Genomic DNA, 18,038 nt, shown 5'->3' with positions numbered 1-18,038 from the left:
TGTATGTGCGGAATCGTGGGATACATCGGCAGGCGTGACGTGGCGCCGCTTCTCCTGGAAGGCCTGCAGCGCCTGGAGTACCGCGGCTACGACTCGGCGGGCATCGTCGTGACGTCCCCGAAGACGGCCGGGCTGAAGATGGTCAAGGCCAAGGGCCGCGTCCGCGACCTGGAGGCCCGCGTCCCCAAGCGCTTCGCGGGCACCACAGGCATCGCCCACACCCGCTGGGCCACCCACGGCGCCCCCTCCGACGAGAACGCGCACCCGCACATGTCGGCCGACAACAAGGTCGCCGTCGTCCACAACGGCATCATCGACAACGCCTCCGACCTGCGGAAGAAGCTGGAGGCCGACGGCGTCGAGTTCCTCTCCGAGACCGACACCGAGGTCCTCACCCACCTGATCGCCCGCTCCCAGGCCGAGAAGCTGGAGGACAAGGTCCGCGAGGCCCTGCGGGTCGTCGAGGGCACGTACGGCATCGCCGTGATGCACGCCGACTTCACCGACCGCATCGTGGTGGCCCGCAACGGCTCCCCGGTCGTCCTCGGCATCGGCGAGAAGGAGATGTTCGTCGCCTCGGACATCGCCGCGCTCGTCACCCACACCCGCCAGATCGTCACCCTCGACGACGGCGAGATGGCCACCCTGAAGGCCGACGACTTCCGTACGTACACCACGGAGGGCACTCGCACGACGGCCGAACCCACCACCGTGGAGTGGGAGGCCGCCTCGTACGACATGGGCGGCCACGACACGTACATGCACAAGGAGATCCACGAGCAGGCCGACGCCGTGGACCGTGTGCTGCGCGGCCGGATCGACGACCGGTTCTCGACCGTGCACCTCGGTGGCCTCAACCTGGACGCCCGTGAGGCGCGTCTGATCCGCCGGGTGAAGATCCTCGGCTGCGGCACCTCGTACCACGCGGGCATGATCGGCGCCCAGATGATAGAGGAGCTGGCCCGTATCCCCGCGGACGCCGAGCCCGCCTCGGAGTTCCGCTACCGCAACGCGGTCGTCGACCCCGACACCCTGTACGTGGCGGTGTCGCAGTCCGGTGAGACGTACGACGTCCTGGCCGCGGTGCAGGAACTGAAGCGCAAGGGCGCCCGCGTCCTCGGCATCGTGAACGTGGTGGGCTCGGCCATCGCCCGCGAGGCCGACGGCGGCATGTACGTGCACGCCGGGCCCGAGGTGTGCGTGGTCTCCACCAAGTGCTTCACCAACACCACGGTCGCCTTCGCGCTCCTGGCGCTGCATCTGGGCCGCACCCGCGACCTGTCGGTCTCCGACGGCAAGCGGATCATCGAGGGCCTGCGGAAGCTGCCCGGCCAGATCACGGAGATCCTCGCCCAGGAGGACGAGATCAAGAAGCTCGCCGAGCAGTACGCCGAGGCGCGCTCGATGCTCTTCATCGGCCGGGTCCGCGGTTACCCGGTGGCCCGTGAGGCCTCGCTGAAGCTGAAGGAGGTCTCGTACATCCACGCCGAGGCCTACCCCGCCTCGGAGTTGAAGCACGGGCCGCTCGCGCTGATCGAGCCCGCGCTGCCGACCGTCGCGATCGTCCCGAACGACGACCTGCTGGAGAAGAACCGCGCGGCCCTGGAGGAGATCAAGGCCCGCAGCGGCAAGATCCTCGCGGTGGCCCACGAGTGCCAGGAGAAGGCCGACCAGACGATCGTCGTCCCGAAGAACGAGAACGAACTCGACCCCATCCTGCTGGGCATCCCCCTCCAACTCCTCGCCTACCACACGGCGTTGTTCCTGGGCCGCGACATCGACAAGCCGCGGAACCTGGCGAAGTCGGTGACGGTCGAGTAGGCCTCACCCCGTACAGGGGCGCGTCCCGCAGGGGGCGCGGGGCTGTGCCATCTACGGCTCCGCCGCGTGGGCGCGATCACCCCCACGCCCCCACGGAGGTCTGACAGACGGAACGGACCCTCACGTGTCGCCACCAGACACGGAGGGTCCGTTCTCATCGCCGGGGCCGCCCATTACCCCGGCCGGCTGCCAGTCAGCCGGGAGCCGTCACGCCCCGGCCGGCAGCACGTCGTGGCAAGGCCGCGGGCCAGTGGGCCAGCGCCGCGGTCGCCGCGTACCACGCGGCCAGTCCGCCGACCGCCGCGAACCATCCGCCCACCTTGGCGAGCCCCCCGGAGTCACCGAAGCGGGCGACGGCGAGCAGCAGCATCGCCACGAACAGCAGCCCGTACACCCCCCGCGTCAGCGGAGCCGAGGCGGACGCCCCGAGGGTCAGGCTGAGCGCGACGAGTGCGAAGAGCAGCAGGAACAGTCCCGCGGCGTTGCCGGAGGCTTCCGCGGCGACGCCCCAGGTGAACCAGAGGGCTCCGAGTCCGGCGAAGGCCGTGCCCGTGAACGCGTCGCGGTCGCGGAAGGCCATGAGACCGGCCGCGAAGAGCGCGATGCCGCCCACATAGGTGGCGAGGGGGACGGAGTCGGCCGCCGTGACGCCGTCGATCATTTCGGTGTGCCCGAGGCCGAAGGCCAGCAGGGTGAGTCCGAGCGCGAGGTGGCCGAGGATCGTGGTGGTGCTTCCCGCGGAGACGTCATTGTCCACGGCGGGCTCCCTTCGTGCATGTGCTGTTGTGCGGTGACCCCTTTATGCCCTTCACAAGCGCACAAACACATCTACGCGCCAGTAGATTCACCGGACCGCCAAAAGGGGTTGACGCTTCCCACGGCTCATCTCACCTGGGACAACGTCGAGTTACGGTATGACAACGGCGGAAGCACCGGATCACGGAATGACGACCACCGGGCGCTGCGCGCGCTTCGCGAGCCGGCCCGCGACCGAGCCGAAGATGCGCCCCACGATGCCGTGGGTCGATCCGACGACGATGGCGTCGGCCTCGTACTCCCGCCCCACCTCTTCGAGTTCGTGGCAGATGTCGCCGCCGCGCTCGACAAGGATCCAGGGGACCTCGGCCAGATACTCCGCGCAGGCGAGCTCCAGTCCGAGCACCTCGGTGCGGTGGTCCGGCACGTCGACGAAGACCGGGGGCTCGCAGCCCGCCCACACGGTGGTGGGCAGCCGGTTGGCGACGTGGACGATGATCAGGCCCGAGCCGGAGCGGCAGGCCATTCCGATCGCGTACGCGAGGGCGCGCTCACTGGACGTCGAGCCGTCGAAGCCCACGACGACACCGTGCTTGAAGGCGGGGTCGCAGGACTGGCGTGCCTCTTCCGCCGCCAAGGGCTCGGCCGCCGTGGGATCGGCGACGGGGCGCTTGCGGTCCGCGGGTTCGAATTCGTGACCGGCCATGAGTGTCTCGGCGTTCGGATCCTCGTGGGTGGGACGACAGATACGGCGGGGCTGTGTCCGGGAATCATCTTCCCAACCCCATACCCCCAAGGGTACGGCGGCACGCCTCCTCTGCCCACATCCCGCTCTCGGCACGGGAGGGTTCCCCGGAGCATGCACGAGAGGGCGCCCGTAACGCAATGGTTGCTGCCCCGTACAGGCGGTTTGCACAGGGCGCCCGCCGGGCGGGCCGCGCACCCCTCGACGGGCAGGCGGAACCGCGCGATCAGCCCCCACGCACCGTCGGGCGGCGCACCGGCTCACGGTGAAGCCCGCGGAGCCTGCCGGGGCATCCCGGGGAAACACCCCGTGACCGGCCGGTCGAACACGCGTTGAACCCCGGTAAGCCGCCGCCTCAGGGAGCACCACCGTGTCCGGACGACCCTCGACCGCGCCCCGCCCGCCCTCCGGGACGCCCGCAGCCCAGGACACGGTGAGCGACGTGGTCCGCTGGGCGGCGTTCAGCTGCGTCCTCGTCCCGGTCGTCCTCGTCGGATACGGGACCTCACTGGCGGGCGCGGCCGGTGCGGCCCTCGGCCTCGCCGCGGTGACCGGGGCCTGCCGGGTCCTGCTGCGCCGGTCCGAGCGCGGTGCGGTGCGGCTGCGCGCCGAGGAGCGGACACCCCATCATGTGCGGCACGAGAAGGTCGGCGCGGGCGCCCGTCGCGGGGGCCGGCACGCGGGTGGAAGCGGTCCGGCCGACTGACCGGTTTGTACGCACGGGCCCGTTGGTTTTCAGCCAACTTCTGTATACCGCGCGCCCCTTGGCCGAACGGACCCCCAACCCCCGTTCGACCTGCACCGAAAGGGTCCAGTAGGGTGCCCGCACCCTACGGGGACCGGCCACGGGGACGAGGCGCACTTCCCTGTGCGGCCCACGAGTGCAACGCTTCGTGATCGAATGCTTCACGCCAAGTTGCCATGTCGACAATCTGCCGAGTGCTGAACTGGCCACCTCGGCACCATGCGACACAGTAGATTCGATCTTGACGTCTTACGGCGGGGGACTCGTGCAGGACCGAGGGGAAACGTGTTGGAGCGACAGACCCGAAAGGTAGAGGGAGCCGCGACCACCGAGGGGGGCTTAGCAGCATGAGCCACGACTCCACTGCCGCGCCGGAAGCCGCGGCCCGGAAGCTTTCCGGGCGACGCCGCAAGGAGATCGTCGCGGTGCTGCTGTTCAGCGGCGGCCCCATCTTCGAGAGTTCGATACCGCTGTCGGTGTTCGGGATTGACCGCCAGGACGCCGGCGTGCCGCGGTACCGACTACTGGTGTGTGCCGGTGAGGATGGCCCACTGCGGACCACAGGAGGCCTGGAACTCACCGCGCCCAACGGGCTGGAGGCGATCTCACGGGCGGGCACCGTTGTCGTGCCGGCCTGGCGGTCGATCACCTCACCGCCACCGGAGGAGGCGCTCGACGCACTGCGCCGGGCACATGAGGAGGGCGCCCGCATAGTCGGGCTGTGCACCGGCGCCTTCGTCCTGGCGGCGGCCGGACTGCTGGACGGCCGTCCCGCGACGACACACTGGATGTACGCACCGACGCTGGCCAAGCGCTATCCGTCGGTGCACGTCGATCCCCGTGAGCTGTTCGTGGACGACGGCGACGTACTGACGTCGGCGGGCACGGCGGCCGGGATCGACCTCTGTCTGCACATAGTGCGGACGGACCACGGGAACGAGGCCGCCGGAGCACTGGCCCGCCGCCTGGTGGTACCACCCCGGCGCAGTGGCGGTCAGGAGCGCTATCTCGACCGGTCTTTACCGGAGGAGATCGGCGCCGACCCGCTCGCGGAGGTCGTCGCCTGGGCACTGGAGCACCTCCACGAGCAGTTCGACGTGGAGACGCTGGCGGCCCGCGCGTACATGAGCAGGCGTACGTTCGACCGCCGGTTCCGCTCACTCACCGGGAGCGCTCCCCTGCAGTGGCTGATCACCCAGCGGGTGCTCCAGGCGCAGCGGCTCCTGGAGACGTCCGACTACTCCGTGGACGAGGTCGCCGGACGCTGCGGATTCCGTTCGCCGGTCGCGCTGCGCGGGCACTTCCGCCGCCAGCTCGGCTCCTCACCCGCGGCGTACCGCGCCGCGTACCGGGCGCGCCGCCCGCAGGGTGAGAAGCACACGGATCCGGACGGCTCCGCGGCACCGCCGCCGGTGCCGATGCCGCAGCACGAGGCACCCGTCCCGTTCCAGACCCGTCGTACGGCGGCCGCCCACGCGGTCGGCCCGGCGACGTCGTCCCTCTCCACGGAGACGGGGCGGGCCGGGGCGGAGCTGTACGCGGCCGGGCGGCACAGTCTGCCGGGACAGCGAAGCGCGCCGTAGCCACGCGGTGGCGTTGTGTACCGGCCCCGGACCCTCTGCGGTCCGGGGCCGGCGCCGTGTGCGGCCCGAGGCCACGACTGCCGAGGTCCCGGGCCTGCCCGGGCGGGGAAGCGGGCCGTAGGGTGACCCCATGAACGATCGCATGGTGTGGATCGACTGCGAGATGACCGGTCTCTCGCTGTCGGACGACGCGCTCATCGAGGTGGCCGCGCTGGTGACGGACTCGGAGCTGAACGTGCTCGGCGAGGGGGTGGACATCGTGATCCGCCCGCCGGACGCCGCGCTGGAGACGATGCCGGAGGTGGTGCGCGCCATGCACACCTCCTCGGGTCTCCTCGACGAGCTGGCCGCGGGCACGACCCTGGCGGACGCCGAGGAGCAGGTCCTCTCCTATATCCGTGAGCACGTCAAGGAGCCGGGCAAGGCCCCGCTCTGCGGCAACTCGGTGGGCACGGACCGCGGCTTCCTCCTGCGGGACATGCCGGCCATCGACGAGTACCTCCACTACCGCATCGTCGACGTCTCCTCCGTCAAGGAGCTGGCCCGCCGCTGGTACCCCCGGGCGTACTTCAACAGCCCCGACAAGAACGGCAACCACCGCGCGCTGGCCGACATCCGCGAGTCGATCGCCGAGCTCCGCTACTACCGCGAGGCGATCTTCGTACCCCAGCCCGGCCCCGACTCCGACACGGCCCGCACCATCGCCTCGAAGCACGTCCTGCCCGCGCAGTGACCGCCGCGAGGAACTCGGGCGCGAGCACCCCTTGAGACCCTGTACACTTTTTCTCGGCCGGTCGGTGAACCACTCACGGTGAATCACCAGAGGAATTACCGGTCATGGTGGGTGTAGCTCAGCTGGTAGAGCACCTGGTTGTGGTCCAGGAAGTCGCGGGTTCAAGTCCCGTCACTCACCCTGATGGTTCGAGGGCCGATCCGCGAGAGCGGGTCGGCCCTCGAGTGCTTTCCGGGGTGGCGGACCGTGTGCCCCGCGTCTCGTGCGACAGGCCCCGGTCCCCCGCGCGGCCTGCTCGGATCGACCGGTGTACTGGACTGCCCTCCCGCACCCCGCCAGAGTGATGACCATGCTTGAGGCAGTCGTGGCGGTCGTCGGGGCCGTGGTGGGTGTGGCCGGGGTGGTCACGAGTTACGCCGGACACCGGCATTCCGTCCGGGAGGCGGCCCGGGTGGCGTCGCTGGAACGGGCGGTCGCGGAGCGCGAGAGCCGGCTCGTGCGGGAGGCGTCGCACCGGGCGGAGGTGGCCCAGGCGTCCCTGGTCCAGGTGATGATGAGAAGCCGGCGGTCGCCGCTGGCCGAGCAGTGGGCCGGATGGGAACTGCATGTGGCCAACGGAAGCGATCAGCCCATCAGGGAGATCGCACCGCGCTACGACGGCCTGCCGCTTCCGACGGGCCTCGCGGGCGGTCTTCTGCACGCCGGGCAGGGTGTCGGTGCCGTACTGCCCGTGAGCGACGTGGTCCACGACCCGTCGCTCGGGGTCGTGGAGTTCACGGACGCGGCGGGAACGCGGTGGCGGCGGTACGCCACAGGTCTCCTCGAACGGGGACTCGTCGGCGGAGGCTGGGACGGCCAGGCCCCCAACGTGGCTCCCTACCCGCAGCCCGGGACGGCCTACCGAACGGCCAACAGACCGTCGGGCCCGCCGCTCCCCTCACCGGCCCGGGCGCGGGCTCGCCTGCCGCGAGCGGTGTCCGTCGCGCTGGTCGTCGCCGGCGCGGTCCTCGTCGCCTGGGCGGTGTGGTCCCTGACCCGATGACAGCGGCCCCTGACCGGCCCCTGCCCGTCCCTGCCGCGATGACGACAGCCCCGCCCGCGCCCGCCGAATCAACCACCACGGCCCTGCCGTGCCAGGCGACCGCAGCCCCGCTCGGCGACACCGCCCGTCCGGCGAGCGCATCGTCCGCGAGCGCATCGTCCGCGAGGCCGGTCCGTCCAGGGGACCGGGCCGTCCGCCCGGCTGTCGCCGTCCTACGACGAGCGCCGTGTCACCAGCTCCGTGGGAAGCACCAGCTGTCGCCGCTCCAGCCCCCGGGAGACCGCCGGGCGGCGGTCCGCGATCTCGTCGATCAGCAGGTCGAGCATCGCGCGGCCCATGTCCTCTATCGGCTGGCGCACGCTCGTCAGGGGCGGGTCCATGTGGCGGGCGATCGCCGAGTCGTCGTAGCCGACGAGGGCCACGTCCTCGGGTATACGGCGGCCCTCCTCACGCAGGACCTGCCGGGCGCCGGCCGCCATGACGTCCGACCCGGCGAAGACCGCGTCCAGGGTCGGGCAGACGGCGAGGAGTTCCTTCATCGCGCGACGGCCGCCCTCCTCCGTGAAGTCCCCGGGGACGATCAGGCGTTCGTCGACCTCGTGGCCCGCGTCGCGCAGGGCCGCGCGGTAGCCGTCCACGCGGCGCTGGGCGCCGAACACGTCGAGGCGTCCGGCGAGATGGGCTATGGTGCGGCGGCCCTGGGCGATGAGGTGTTCCACGGCGAAACGACCGCCGCCGAAGTTGTCCGAGTCCACGGACGGCAGCGTCTCGTCCGCCGACCTGCGGCCACTGATCACCGCCGGGATCTCCAGCTGGGCCAGCAGATCGGGCAGCGGGTCGTCCGCGTGGACCGAGACCAGCAGGACCCCGTCCACGCGGTGCGCCGCCAGGTACTGGGCCAGCCGCCGCCGCTCCCGGTCACTGCCGGCGAAGATCAGCAGCAGCTGCAGCTCGGTGTCGGAGAGGGCCGCGCCCACGCCCCGCAGCATGTCGGAGAAGTACGGCTCGGCGAAGAAGCGCGTCTCGGGCTCGGGAACGACCAGGGCGATCGCGTCGGTGCGGTTGGCGGCGAGCGCGCGGGCGGCCGTGTTCGGCACGTAACCGAGCTCCGCGACCGCCGCCTCGACGGCCGCTCGGGTGGCGTCGCTGACCCGCGGAGAGCCGTTGATCACACGGGAGACCGTGCCGCGGCCCACCCCGGCGCGCGCGGCGACCTCCTCGAGGGTCGGCCGCCCGCCGCTCCGGCTCCGCGCTCCGTGGACTGCCATGGTCCGCCTCCCGTCCGACACGGCTCGCACCGTGCTTGGCCTGGAATGTAACAGTCGTGATCGGGGCCGGGCTCCCGGAGACAGGTCCTCCGCGCCCCGGCGGTACCCGCCCGGCACCCCGGCCGAGGCTCCTCGGCGAGTCCGGGGCGAGGCACTCCGAGGCCGATCCGGAGCCGTCCCGAAGCCTTTCCGAAACCGTCGGAGACCTACTCTCCCGAACCCAACCGCCGTTAGCTAACAGCCCGATAACTGAAGACATATCTCTATGTCCTCTCCCTTGACACCCCCGCGCCGAGCGACGAACCTTCAACACATCACCTGTGGGAGCGCTCCCACAGTACCTGACACATACACATCCCGCACGTTCCCCGCCCGAGCCGCAGCGTGAACACACGGGCCCAACAATGCAGTTGGCCGGGGGGTCGGCACGTCAGGCAACAGGAGGACGCAATGCGCACGAGTACCCGCGGGTCCCGCAGGCTGGTGGCCCTCGCGGCCGCCGCCGCACTTACGACGGGGCTGCTGGCCGGCTGCGCCGATGACGGGGACGACGGCTCGTCGAACTCGGACGGTGGTACCAGCGGCGGCGGCAAGACCACGCTGACCGTCGGCACCTTCGGTGTCTTCGGCTACAAGCAGGCCGGCCTCTACGACGAGTACATGAAGCAGAACCCCGACATCACCATCAAGGAGAACGTCACCACCCGTACCGACGTGTACTGGCCGAAGACCCTCACCCGTCTGCAGGCCGGCTCCGGAACCGACGACCTCCAGGCCATCGAGATCGGCAACATCGCCGAGGCGGTGCAGACGCAGGCGGACAAGTTCGTCGACCTCGGCAAGGAGGTCGACAAGTCCCAGTGGCTGGACTGGAAGACCGCTCAGGCCACCACCAAGGACGGCAAGACCATCGGCCTCGGCACCGACATCGGCCCGATGGCGGTCTGCTACCGCAAGGACCTCTTCAAGGCGGCGGGTCTCGAGACGGACCGGGCCAAGCTCGCCGAGCAGTGGAAGGGCGACTGGTCCAAGTACGTGGACGTCGGCAAGGACTACATGAAGAAGGCGCCCAAGGGCACCAAGTTCGTGGACTCCGCCTCCTCGGTCTACAACGCGGCACTCGGTGGGGAGCCCGAGCGCTACTACGACAAGGACGCCAACGTCATCTGGGACAAGTCCTCGGGAGTGAAGACGGCCTGGGACGCCTCGATGGAGGTGGCCACCAGTGACATGTCGGCGAAGCTGAAGCAGTTCGACAAGCCGTGGGACCAGGCCTTCGCCAACGCCAAGTTCGCGACGGTGGCCTGCCCCGCCTGGATGATCGGCTACATCCAGGAGAAGTCCGGTGACGCCGGCAAGGGCAAGTGGGACATCGCCGCGGCGCCCACCGCGGCCAACTGGGGCGGCGCGTTCGTCGGCGTTCCCACCGCGGGCAAGCACCAGAAGGAGGCCATCGCCCTCGCGAAGTGGCTGACCGCCCCCGAGCAGCAGGCGAAGGTCTTCGCCAAGCAGGCGAGCTTCCCGTCGATCCCGGCGGCGTACCCGAGCCTGAAGCCGCAGGCCGCCACGACGGCGTTCTTCTCGAACGCGCCGATCACGCAGATCTTCTCCGACTCGGCGAAGACCATCCCGACGCAGATCTTCGGCGTCAAGGACCAGCCGATCGGTACCGCCATCACGGACATCGGCATCCTTCAGGTCGAGCAGAAGGGCAAGTCCCCGGCCCAGGGCTGGGACGCGGCCACCAAGGAGATCAAGGACGTGCTCGGCCAGTGACCAGCTCCAAGCAGGCTCTCGCGCGATCCGCGTCGAGCGCCGACGCCGCGCCCGGTGACCAGCCGGGCGCGGCGCGCCGTGCTCAAGGTCGCGGTACACCGCCCCGGGGCCCCGACTCCTGGCGCAGCCGGCTGTACCGCTGGGACATGAAGGCGTCGCCGTACGCGTTCATCGCCCCCTTCTTCATCTTCTTCGGCGCCTTCGGGCTCATCCCGCTGCTCTACACGGCCTGGTACTCGCTGCACAACGTGCAGCTGTCCAACCTGGACCAGCAGACCTGGGTGGGGCTGGACAACTACCGGAACCTGATCTCCTCGGACTTCTTCTGGACCGCGCTGAAGAACACCTTCACCATCGGTGTCATCTCGACCGTGCCGCAGCTGATCATGGCGCTCGGCATCGCCCACCTGCTCAACTACAAGCTGCGCGGCTCGACCGTGTGGCGGGTCGTGATGCTCACCCCGTACGCCACCTCGGTGGCGGCGGCGACCCTGGTGTTCGTGCTGCTGTACTCGTGGGACGGCGGCATGATCAACTGGCTGCTGGACTTCGTCGGGGTCGACCCCGTCAACTGGCGTGAGTCCACCTGGGGTTCGCAGTTCGCCGTCTCCTCCATCGTGATCTGGCGGTGGACCGGCTACAACGCCCTGATCTACCTCGCGGCGATGCAGGCCATCCCCGCCGACCTGTACGAGTCGGCGGCGCTGGACGGCGCGGGCCGCTGGCAGCAGTTCCGCCATGTGACGATCCCGATGCTGCGGCCGACGATCCTGTTCACGGTGGTCGTCTCCACGATCGGTGCGACGCAACTCTTCGGTGAACCGCTGCTGTTCGGCGGGGCCAGCGGCTCCAAGGGCGGCTCCGAGCACCAGTACCAGACGCTCGGTCTCTACATGTACGACCAGGGCTGGATCATCGGCAACCTCGGCAAGGCGTCCGCCATCGCCTGGACGATGTTCCTGATCCTGCTGATCGTCGCCGCGGTCAACCTGCTGATCACCCGACGGCTGAGGAAGTCACAATGACCACACGTGAACTGACACCCCCTCAGGTGATGGATGCGGTGGAGAAGGAGAACAGGGCCGGCCCCGGGCGCCGTCGGATTCTCGGCGCGGGCAAGCAACTGCACGCGGGGCCCGTCACGTATGTCGTCCTGGCCGTCTTCGCCCTCGTCTCGCTGGCGCCCCTGCTGTGGACGGTGGTCGCGGCCTCGCGCACCAACCAGCGGCTCGCCGAGACGCCCCCGCCGCTGTGGATCGGCGGGAACCTGTTCAAGAACCTGGAGGCGGCGTGGGAGCAGGGCGGACTCGGCACCGCGATGCTCAACAGCACGATCGTCGCCACGACCATCACCGTCGGCACGGTCCTGTTCTCCACGCTCGCCGGGTTCGCCTTCGCCAAGCTGCGGTTCAAGTTCTCCAACGTCCTGCTGCTGCTGACCATCGGCACGATGATGATCCCGCCGCAGCTGGCGGTCGTGCCGCTGTACCTGTGGATGAGCGAGCTGGGCTGGTCCAACCAGCTGCAGACGGTCATCCTGCCCACCCTGGTCAGCGCCTTCGGCACGTTCTTCATGCGGCAGTACCTGGTGCAGGCGCTGCCCAGCGAGCTGATCGAGGCGGCGCGCGTCGACGGCGCGAGCAGTCTGCGCATCGTGTGGCACGTCGTCTTCCCCGCGGCGCGGCCGGCGATGGCCGTGCTCGGGCTGCTGACGTTCGTGATGGCCTGGAACGACTTCCTGTGGCCGATCATCGCGCTCAACCAGCAGAACCCCACGGTGCAGGTCGCCCTCAACTCGCTCGGCACCGGTTACGTTCCCGACCAGGCGGTGATCATGGCGGGCGCGCTCCTCGGCACCCTGCCGCTGCTCATCGCCTTCCTGCTGTTCGGCAAGCAGATCGTGGGCGGGATCATGCAGGGCGCGATCAAGGGCTGAGCCACCACGCCTCCGCCCCACGGCGCCGACCCCCCGGCGCCCGCCCGACGGGGCCGAGCCGCCGCGACCGGCCGACGGGCCGGGCCACCGCCGCCTCGGCCCCTCCCCCCTCCGACCCCATACCCCTGGTCTCCTACGACCTTCCTCCCATGGGAGCGCTTCCATGCCTGAGCCTGTGACCTTCCCGCCCGCTTTCCTGTGGGGTGCGGCGACCTCCGCGTACCAGATCGAGGGGGCGGTGCGAGAGGACGGCCGCACGCCCTCGATCTGGGACACCTTCAGCCATACGCCCGGCAAGACGGCCGGCGGCGAGACCGGTGACATCGCCAACGACCACTACCACCGCTACCGCGACGACGTGGCGATGATGGCGGAGCTGGGCCTGACCGCGTACCGCTTCTCGGTGTCCTGGTCCCGGGTGCAGCCGACGGGCCGCGGCCCCGCCGTCCAGCGCGGACTCGACTTCTACCGCCGCCTGGTCGACGAGCTGCTCTCCCACGGCATCAAGCCCGCGCTCACCCTCTACCACTGGGACCTCCCCCAGGAGCTGGAGGACGCGGGCGGCTGGCCCGAGCGGGACACGGCGCTGCGTTTCGCCGAGTACGCGCAGATCGTCGGTGAGGCGCTCGGCGACCGTGTCGAGCAGTGGATCACACTCAACGAGCCGTGGTGCAGCGCCTTCCTGGGGTACGGGTCCGGGGTGCACGCTCCCGGCCGCACCGACCCGGAGGCGTCCCTGCGGGCGGCGCACCACCTCAACCTGGCGCACGGCCTCGGCACCACGGCCCTGCGCGCCGCGATGCCCGCCCGCAACAGCATCGCGGTGAGCCTCAACTCCTCGGTGGTCAGGCCGCTGACGCGGGACCCCGCCGACCTGGCTGCGGTCCGGCGCATCGACGACCTGGCCAACGGTGTCTTCCACGGCCCGATGCTGCACGGCGCGTACCCGGAGACCCTGCTCGCGGCGACGGCCTCGGTGACGGACTGGTCGTACGTGCTGGACGGCGATCTCGCCCTGATCAACCAGCCGTTGGACGCGCTCGGGCTGAACTACTACACGCCGACGCTGGTGGCGGCGGCGCCGAAGGACGCGTCGGGGCCGCGCGCGGACGGCCACGGGTCGAGTTCGTTCTCCCCCTGGCCCGGCGCGGACGACGTGGCATTCCACCAGACTCCCGGTGAGCGCACGGAGATGGGCTGGACGATCGACCCGACCGGTCTGCAGGACCTGATCATGCGCTACACGCGCGAGGCGCCGGGTCTGCCGCTGTACGTGACGGAGAACGGCGCCGCGTACGACGACAAGCCGGACCCGGAGGGCCGCGTCCACGACCCGGAGCGGATCGCGTACCTGCACGGGCACCTGCGCGCGGTCCGCCGTGCGATCGCCGACGGCGCGGACGTGCGCGGCTACTACCTCTGGTCCCTGATGGACAACTTCGAGTGGGCGTACGGCTACGGCAAGCGCTTCGGCGCGGTGTACGTGGACTACGCGACGCAGGCGCGTACGCCCAAGTCGAGCGCCCTCTGGTACCGGGAGGCGGCCCGCACCGGGGAGCTTCCGCCGGTGAACCCGGTCGAATAGACGCCCCTCCTGGGGGGGGAGGCGGGCGGGGCGCGGCACGGTGAGGGGAGTGCCGCGCCCCGCGGTGTGCCTGCGCGCCCCGGCCGGGTGGGGGGAAGACCGACCGGGGCGCGTGACCCCCTCCCGCACGTGGCCGGCGGGGGCGTCCGGGGCTGCCGCTCAGGGGCTACTTGTAGGCGGCGAGGGCCTTCGAGAAGGCGTGGGTGTTCTGGAGGACCGAGCTGCAGGTCGCGTCTGCGGAGGGCTTGGTGCCGCCCGGGCACTGCTTGTCACGGGTGGCGGACCACATGGAGAGTCGGCCGATCCCCTTCGTCCTGGCGAAGTCCACGAGCTGGGTGGCGTCGTCGACCCCGAAGATCTCCGTCGTCACGTCGTTGACGCCGATCATGGGGGTGACGGCGACCGTCTTCCAGGCGGCGGACTCGGACAGGCCCAGGACTCCCCTGATCTGCGCCTGGGTCGCCGTGGCGGCCTGTTCCGCGTAGGTGCCCATGTCGCCGCTGTACGCCGGTCCGTAGTCCATCGCCATGATGTTGACGGTGTCGATGCCGACGCCGTTCGACCTGGCGTCAGCGAGCAGGTCCACGCCGTCCTGGGTGAGGCCCTCGGGCATGACGGGGAGCGTGAACGAGACGTCCAGGTCCGGGTGTTCGCGCTGGAGCCGGGCTATCGCCTTCGCGCGGCGGGTGTTCGCCGCCTTGTCCGGGAGCGCGCCGCCCTCCACGTCGAAGTCGAGCTTCGTGAGCCCGTACACGTCCACGGCCTTGCCGTACGCCGCCGCGAGGGCGTCCGCCGTCGAGCAGTTCAGCGCCAGCTCGGAGCCGGCCGCGCCGCCGAACGAGACGCGGACGTCGCCGCCCTCGGCGCGCAGGGCGCCGATCTGGGCGGCGACCGCGTCGCTGCCGAGGTCCGTGACGCCGCCCCATTCGGGGGTGCAACCGCCGCCGTCGGTGACGAAGGCGAGGGTGTACTCCTTCACCCCGGTGGCCGCCGAGTGGGCGAGCAGGTCGAAGGCGGGGTGGAGCGAGGTGTCGACGTACGGCGCGAATCCGGCGCTGTCGGCCGTGCCGCCGCCGGTGGTCCCGGTGGGCGTCGGGGTGGGGCTCGTGCTCCGGGTCGGGGTGGCGGTCGCGGTGGGCTTCGCCGGCTCCGGTGACGCCGTCGCCGTCGGGGGCCGCGTCGGGCGGCCGGTGGGCTCGGGCGTCGCCCCGTCGTCCACCGAGCACGTGGCGCCGTCGACGAGACAGCCGGTCGGGTCACTGGTGCCGTTCACCACGAATCCGACGGTCACCGTCTCGCCCTCGGCGAGCCCGTCCCTGTCCCAGGACGGGGGCTTCACGGTGACGTGGCGGCCGCTCACCTTCGACTCGCCGTTCCACAGGGACCCGAGCTTCGCCCCCGTCGGCAGGTCGAACTCCAGTGTCCAGTCCTTCGTCGCCCCGCCGCTGTCGTTCGTGACGACGTACTGCGCCGTGTAGCCGGTCGACCAGTCGCTGGTCCTGGTGTACGCGGCGCCGACCCCGGCCGCCTGCGCCGTACCGGAGAACGCGAGGGCTCCGCCGCCGACCACGGCCGCGGCGACCACACCGCCGATCGCCTTGTTCCTGCCACTGACCGTGCGCCGGTGCGTGCTCATCGCGTGCCTGCCTTCGCTGTACGGGGTCCCCGGTTACCCGTGGACGGGACCGAGGGTGGGGGTGCGGCAGCACGCTAGCGACCCGGAATCGGGCAAAGCTCTTGATCCGGACGGCAGTTGAGGATCTTAGGGTGCGCTTAAGGATGCGATCGGGGACGGTTAAAGGTCGAGACCAATTTCGTGGGCCGGCGCCTTCGCACCGCTCCCCGGTGGCCCCGCCGCACCGGCTCCCGCCCGTCCAGCTGGATCCAGATCCTGACCTCGGTCCCGCCCAGGACGGAGCGGCCGATCCGGACGTCCCCGCCGGTCGACTCGGCGAGCCGGCTCACGATGTCGAGTCCTAGTCCGGTCGAGCCGTCGGCACCGGATCCGCGGCCACGCGCCATCGCCGCCCGCGGGTCGGCTATCCCGGGCCCCGCGTCCGAGACCAGGACGATCACGGCGTCCTCGCCGTTGTGCACGTCGACCGCGAAGGCGGTGCCCTCGGCCGTGTGCCGGAACACGTTCCCCAGCAGGGCGTCGAGGGCGGCGACGAGGTCGGCGCGGGCCACGGGTATCCGTACGGGCCGGTCGACCCCGGCCACGCGCACCTTGCGCCCCTCGTCCTCGGCGAGCGCCGACCAGAATTCCATCCGCTCCCGGACGACCTCGGCCGCGTCGCACCCGACGCCGGCCCCGACCGCCGCTGTCTGCGGCTTGGCGTCACGGGCCGTCCGGATGATCGTGTCGACCTCGCGCTCCAGCTGCGCGACGGCGGCCCGGGTCTGCTCGGCGGCCGGCCCGTCGCCGAGCGAGGCCGCGTTCAGCCGCAGCACCGTCAGCGGTGTACGCAGCCGGTGCGAGAGATCGGCCGCCAACTCTCTTTCGTTCGCGAGGAGTTGGACGACCTGGTCGGCCATGGAGTTGAAGGCGACCGCCGCGAGCCGCAGCTCGGTCGGGCCCTCCTCGGGCACCCGGGCGCCCAGCTTCCCCTCCCCCAGCTCGTGCGCGCTCTCCACCAGGCGCTGCGCGGGCTGCACCATCCGTACGCCGAGCCGGTCGGCCACCGCGACCGAGCCGACGATGAGCGCGACACCGACCCCGGCGAGGACGGCCCAGGCCGTGGCCACGCCGTTGGTGACCTCCGACTCGGGGACGTACACCTCGACGACGGCGATCTCGCCCGAGCTCAGCGCGACGGGCTGCAGCAGCGTGGAGCCGCCGGGCACCTCGGTGGTGGAGGCGCGGCCCAGTTTCCGGGTCGTGGTGATGTCCTTGTCGGCGGCACGCTGCCGTCCGATGTCGACCGCCTGCTGCCCTTCGCCGCCGTCATCACCCCCGCTGCCGCTGCCGTCGCCGTCGCTCGCGGGGATGTGCACGGCCATTCCCGCGTCCGAGCCCGCGGAGGCGACGACCCGCTCCAACTCGTCCCGGTCGGTGGTGATCGAGAGTGCGGGGGCGATGGCCGCCGCCTCCCGCTCGGCGTTCGAGAACGCCCGGTCCCTCGCCATCTCCCTGATCACCAGCCCGAGGGGGACCGCGAAGGCCACCACGACCATCGTGGTGACGGCCACGCAGACCTTGACCAGCGCCCATCTCATCGCGACGGCCCCACGCCCGTCGACCCCGGCGTCCCGGACGGCCCCGGCGGCTCCAGCTTCACGCCGACGCCACGCAGGGTGTGCAGATAGCGCGGCCGGGCCGCCGTCTCGCCCAGCTTCCGCCGCAGCCAGGACAGATGGACGTCGATGGTCTGGTCGTCGCCGTAGGACTGCTGCCACACCTCGGCGAGCAGCTCCCTGCGCGCCACGACGACGCCGGGCCGCCCCGCGAGGAAGGCCAGCAGGTCGAACTCGCGCCGGGTCAGGTCCAGTCGTACGCCGTCCAGTTCCGCCTGGCGGCGCAGGGGGTCGATGGCGAGGCCGCCGACCCGGATCTCCGGTGAGGGCGGGGGTTCCCCGGCCGAGGACCGGGCGCGGCGCAGCACCGCCGCCATCCGGGCCGCCAGATGCTCGACCGAGAAGGGCTTGGTGAGGTAGTCGTCCGCCCCGTCGTTCAGCAGCCGGACGATCTCCGTCTCGTCGTCGCGGGCGGTCGCGACGATCACGGGCACGTCGGTGATGCCGCGCAGCATCTTCAGCGCCTCCGCCCCGTCCAGGTCGGGCAGGCCGAGATCCAGGATCACCACGTCGAAGCGGAAATGGGCGACCTCGCGCAGCGCCTCCAGCGCCGTACCGACACTGCGCACCGTGTGCGCCGCCTCGGTCAGGTGCCGGATGAGGGCCGAGCGCACGAACTGGTCGTCCTCGACCACGAGCACACTTGCCATGGCCCGCACCGTACGCCATACGAGTCAGGCGGGCCGGGGCCTGTGGACAACTGCCCGCACCGCGCTCCGGGCGTGCTCCCGGCGCGTTCGCCAGGGTTCCGGAC

General features: G+C 71.0%; 15 protein-coding genes and 1 tRNA gene. 10 read left to right on the top strand and 6 right to left on the bottom strand.

Going from position 1 to position 18,038, the window contains the following annotated elements; all coding sequences use genetic code 11:
* Positions 1-3 precede the first annotated feature (3 nt).
* The gene (glmS, locus tag O1Q96_RS06965; protein WP_269247320.1) at positions 4-1,821 is read left to right on the top strand and encodes a glutamine--fructose-6-phosphate transaminase (isomerizing); all 1,818 of its coding nucleotides are present in this window, start codon (positions 4-6) and stop codon (positions 1,819-1,821) included.
* A gap of 193 nt (positions 1,822-2,014) precedes the next feature.
* Here the strand turns inward: glmS and O1Q96_RS06960 are convergent, their stop codons facing one another.
* A complete protein-coding gene (locus tag O1Q96_RS06960; protein ID WP_269247319.1) occupies positions 2,015-2,578 on the bottom strand; it encodes a GPR1/FUN34/YaaH family transporter in 564 nt (187 codons plus the stop codon).
* Between the two features lie 180 nt (positions 2,579-2,758).
* On the bottom strand, positions 2,759-3,283 hold the full coding sequence (locus tag O1Q96_RS06955) for a universal stress protein (protein ID WP_269247318.1): 525 nt from the start codon (positions 3,281-3,283) through the stop codon (positions 2,759-2,761).
* A 409-nt stretch (positions 3,284-3,692) separates the two neighbouring features.
* On the opposite strand from O1Q96_RS06955, the gene O1Q96_RS06950 reads away from it, so the two are divergent.
* The 5 genes from O1Q96_RS06950 to O1Q96_RS06930 all read left to right on the top strand — a co-directional run bounded on the left by O1Q96_RS06950 (position 3,693) and on the right by O1Q96_RS06930 (position 7,425).
* Positions 3,693-4,028, top strand: coding sequence for a hypothetical protein (locus O1Q96_RS06950; protein WP_269247317.1), 336 nt, complete (start codon positions 3,693-3,695; stop codon positions 4,026-4,028).
* A 386-nt stretch (positions 4,029-4,414) separates the two neighbouring features.
* Positions 4,415-5,650 carry a helix-turn-helix domain-containing protein gene (locus tag O1Q96_RS06945; protein ID WP_269247316.1) on the top strand — a complete coding sequence of 412 codons (1,236 nt, stop codon included), beginning with the start codon at positions 4,415-4,417 and terminating at the stop codon, positions 5,648-5,650.
* A 130-nt stretch (positions 5,651-5,780) separates the two neighbouring features.
* The gene (gene orn, locus O1Q96_RS06940; protein WP_269247315.1) at positions 5,781-6,383 is read left to right on the top strand and encodes an oligoribonuclease; all 603 of its coding nucleotides are present in this window, start codon (positions 5,781-5,783) and stop codon (positions 6,381-6,383) included.
* 107 nt (positions 6,384-6,490) lie between these two features.
* Positions 6,491-6,563 (top strand) — tRNA-His (locus O1Q96_RS06935).
* 169 nt (positions 6,564-6,732) lie between these two features.
* Positions 6,733-7,425 (top strand): hypothetical protein, encoded by a 693-nt coding sequence (locus O1Q96_RS06930; protein ID WP_269247314.1) that lies wholly within the window; start codon positions 6,733-6,735, stop codon positions 7,423-7,425.
* Between the two features lie 212 nt (positions 7,426-7,637).
* Here the strand turns inward: O1Q96_RS06930 and O1Q96_RS06925 are convergent, their stop codons facing one another.
* A complete protein-coding gene (locus tag O1Q96_RS06925; RefSeq protein ID WP_269247313.1) occupies positions 7,638-8,693 on the bottom strand; it encodes a LacI family DNA-binding transcriptional regulator in 1,056 nt (351 codons plus the stop codon).
* A 450-nt stretch (positions 8,694-9,143) separates the two neighbouring features.
* On the opposite strand from O1Q96_RS06925, the gene O1Q96_RS06920 reads away from it, so the two are divergent.
* From O1Q96_RS06920 to O1Q96_RS06905, 4 genes are all read left to right on the top strand, one after another.
* A complete protein-coding gene (locus O1Q96_RS06920; RefSeq protein WP_269247312.1) occupies positions 9,144-10,469 on the top strand; it encodes an ABC transporter substrate-binding protein in 1,326 nt (441 codons plus the stop codon).
* The gene (locus tag O1Q96_RS06915; protein WP_217458629.1) at positions 10,466-11,494 is read left to right on the top strand and encodes a carbohydrate ABC transporter permease; all 1,029 of its coding nucleotides are present in this window, start codon (positions 10,466-10,468) and stop codon (positions 11,492-11,494) included. The genes O1Q96_RS06920 and O1Q96_RS06915 overlap by 4 nt, the downstream gene beginning before the upstream one ends.
* Positions 11,491-12,405, top strand: a complete 915-nt coding sequence (locus O1Q96_RS06910; protein WP_419586458.1) for a carbohydrate ABC transporter permease — start codon at positions 11,491-11,493, stop codon at positions 12,403-12,405. The genes O1Q96_RS06915 and O1Q96_RS06910 overlap by 4 nt, the downstream gene beginning before the upstream one ends.
* A gap of 163 nt (positions 12,406-12,568) precedes the next feature.
* Positions 12,569-13,990: a GH1 family beta-glucosidase gene (locus O1Q96_RS06905; protein ID WP_269247311.1), complete on the top strand. Its 1,422-nt coding sequence runs from the start codon at positions 12,569-12,571 to the stop codon at positions 13,988-13,990.
* Between the two features lie 166 nt (positions 13,991-14,156).
* Here the strand turns inward: O1Q96_RS06905 and O1Q96_RS06900 are convergent, their stop codons facing one another.
* From O1Q96_RS06900 to O1Q96_RS06890, 3 genes are all read right to left on the bottom strand, one after another.
* Positions 14,157-15,626 (bottom strand): glycoside hydrolase family 18 protein, encoded by a 1,470-nt coding sequence (locus O1Q96_RS06900; RefSeq protein ID WP_269247310.1) that lies wholly within the window; start codon positions 15,624-15,626, stop codon positions 14,157-14,159.
* A gap of 137 nt (positions 15,627-15,763) precedes the next feature.
* Positions 15,764-17,206 carry a sensor histidine kinase gene (locus tag O1Q96_RS06895; RefSeq protein ID WP_269247309.1) on the bottom strand — a complete coding sequence of 481 codons (1,443 nt, stop codon included), beginning with the start codon at positions 17,204-17,206 and terminating at the stop codon, positions 15,764-15,766.
* Positions 17,203-17,934 (bottom strand): response regulator transcription factor, encoded by a 732-nt coding sequence (locus O1Q96_RS06890; protein WP_269247308.1) that lies wholly within the window; start codon positions 17,932-17,934, stop codon positions 17,203-17,205. The genes O1Q96_RS06895 and O1Q96_RS06890 overlap by 4 nt, the downstream gene beginning before the upstream one ends.
* Positions 17,935-18,038: the final 104 nt, after the last annotated feature.

It is taken from the genome of Streptomyces aurantiacus, assembly GCF_027107535.1.
Lineage (GTDB): Bacteria > Actinomycetota > Actinomycetes > Streptomycetales > Streptomycetaceae > Streptomyces.
Note: the sequence above shows the minus strand (reverse complement) of the source record. Positions and strands in the feature narration are given on the sequence as shown.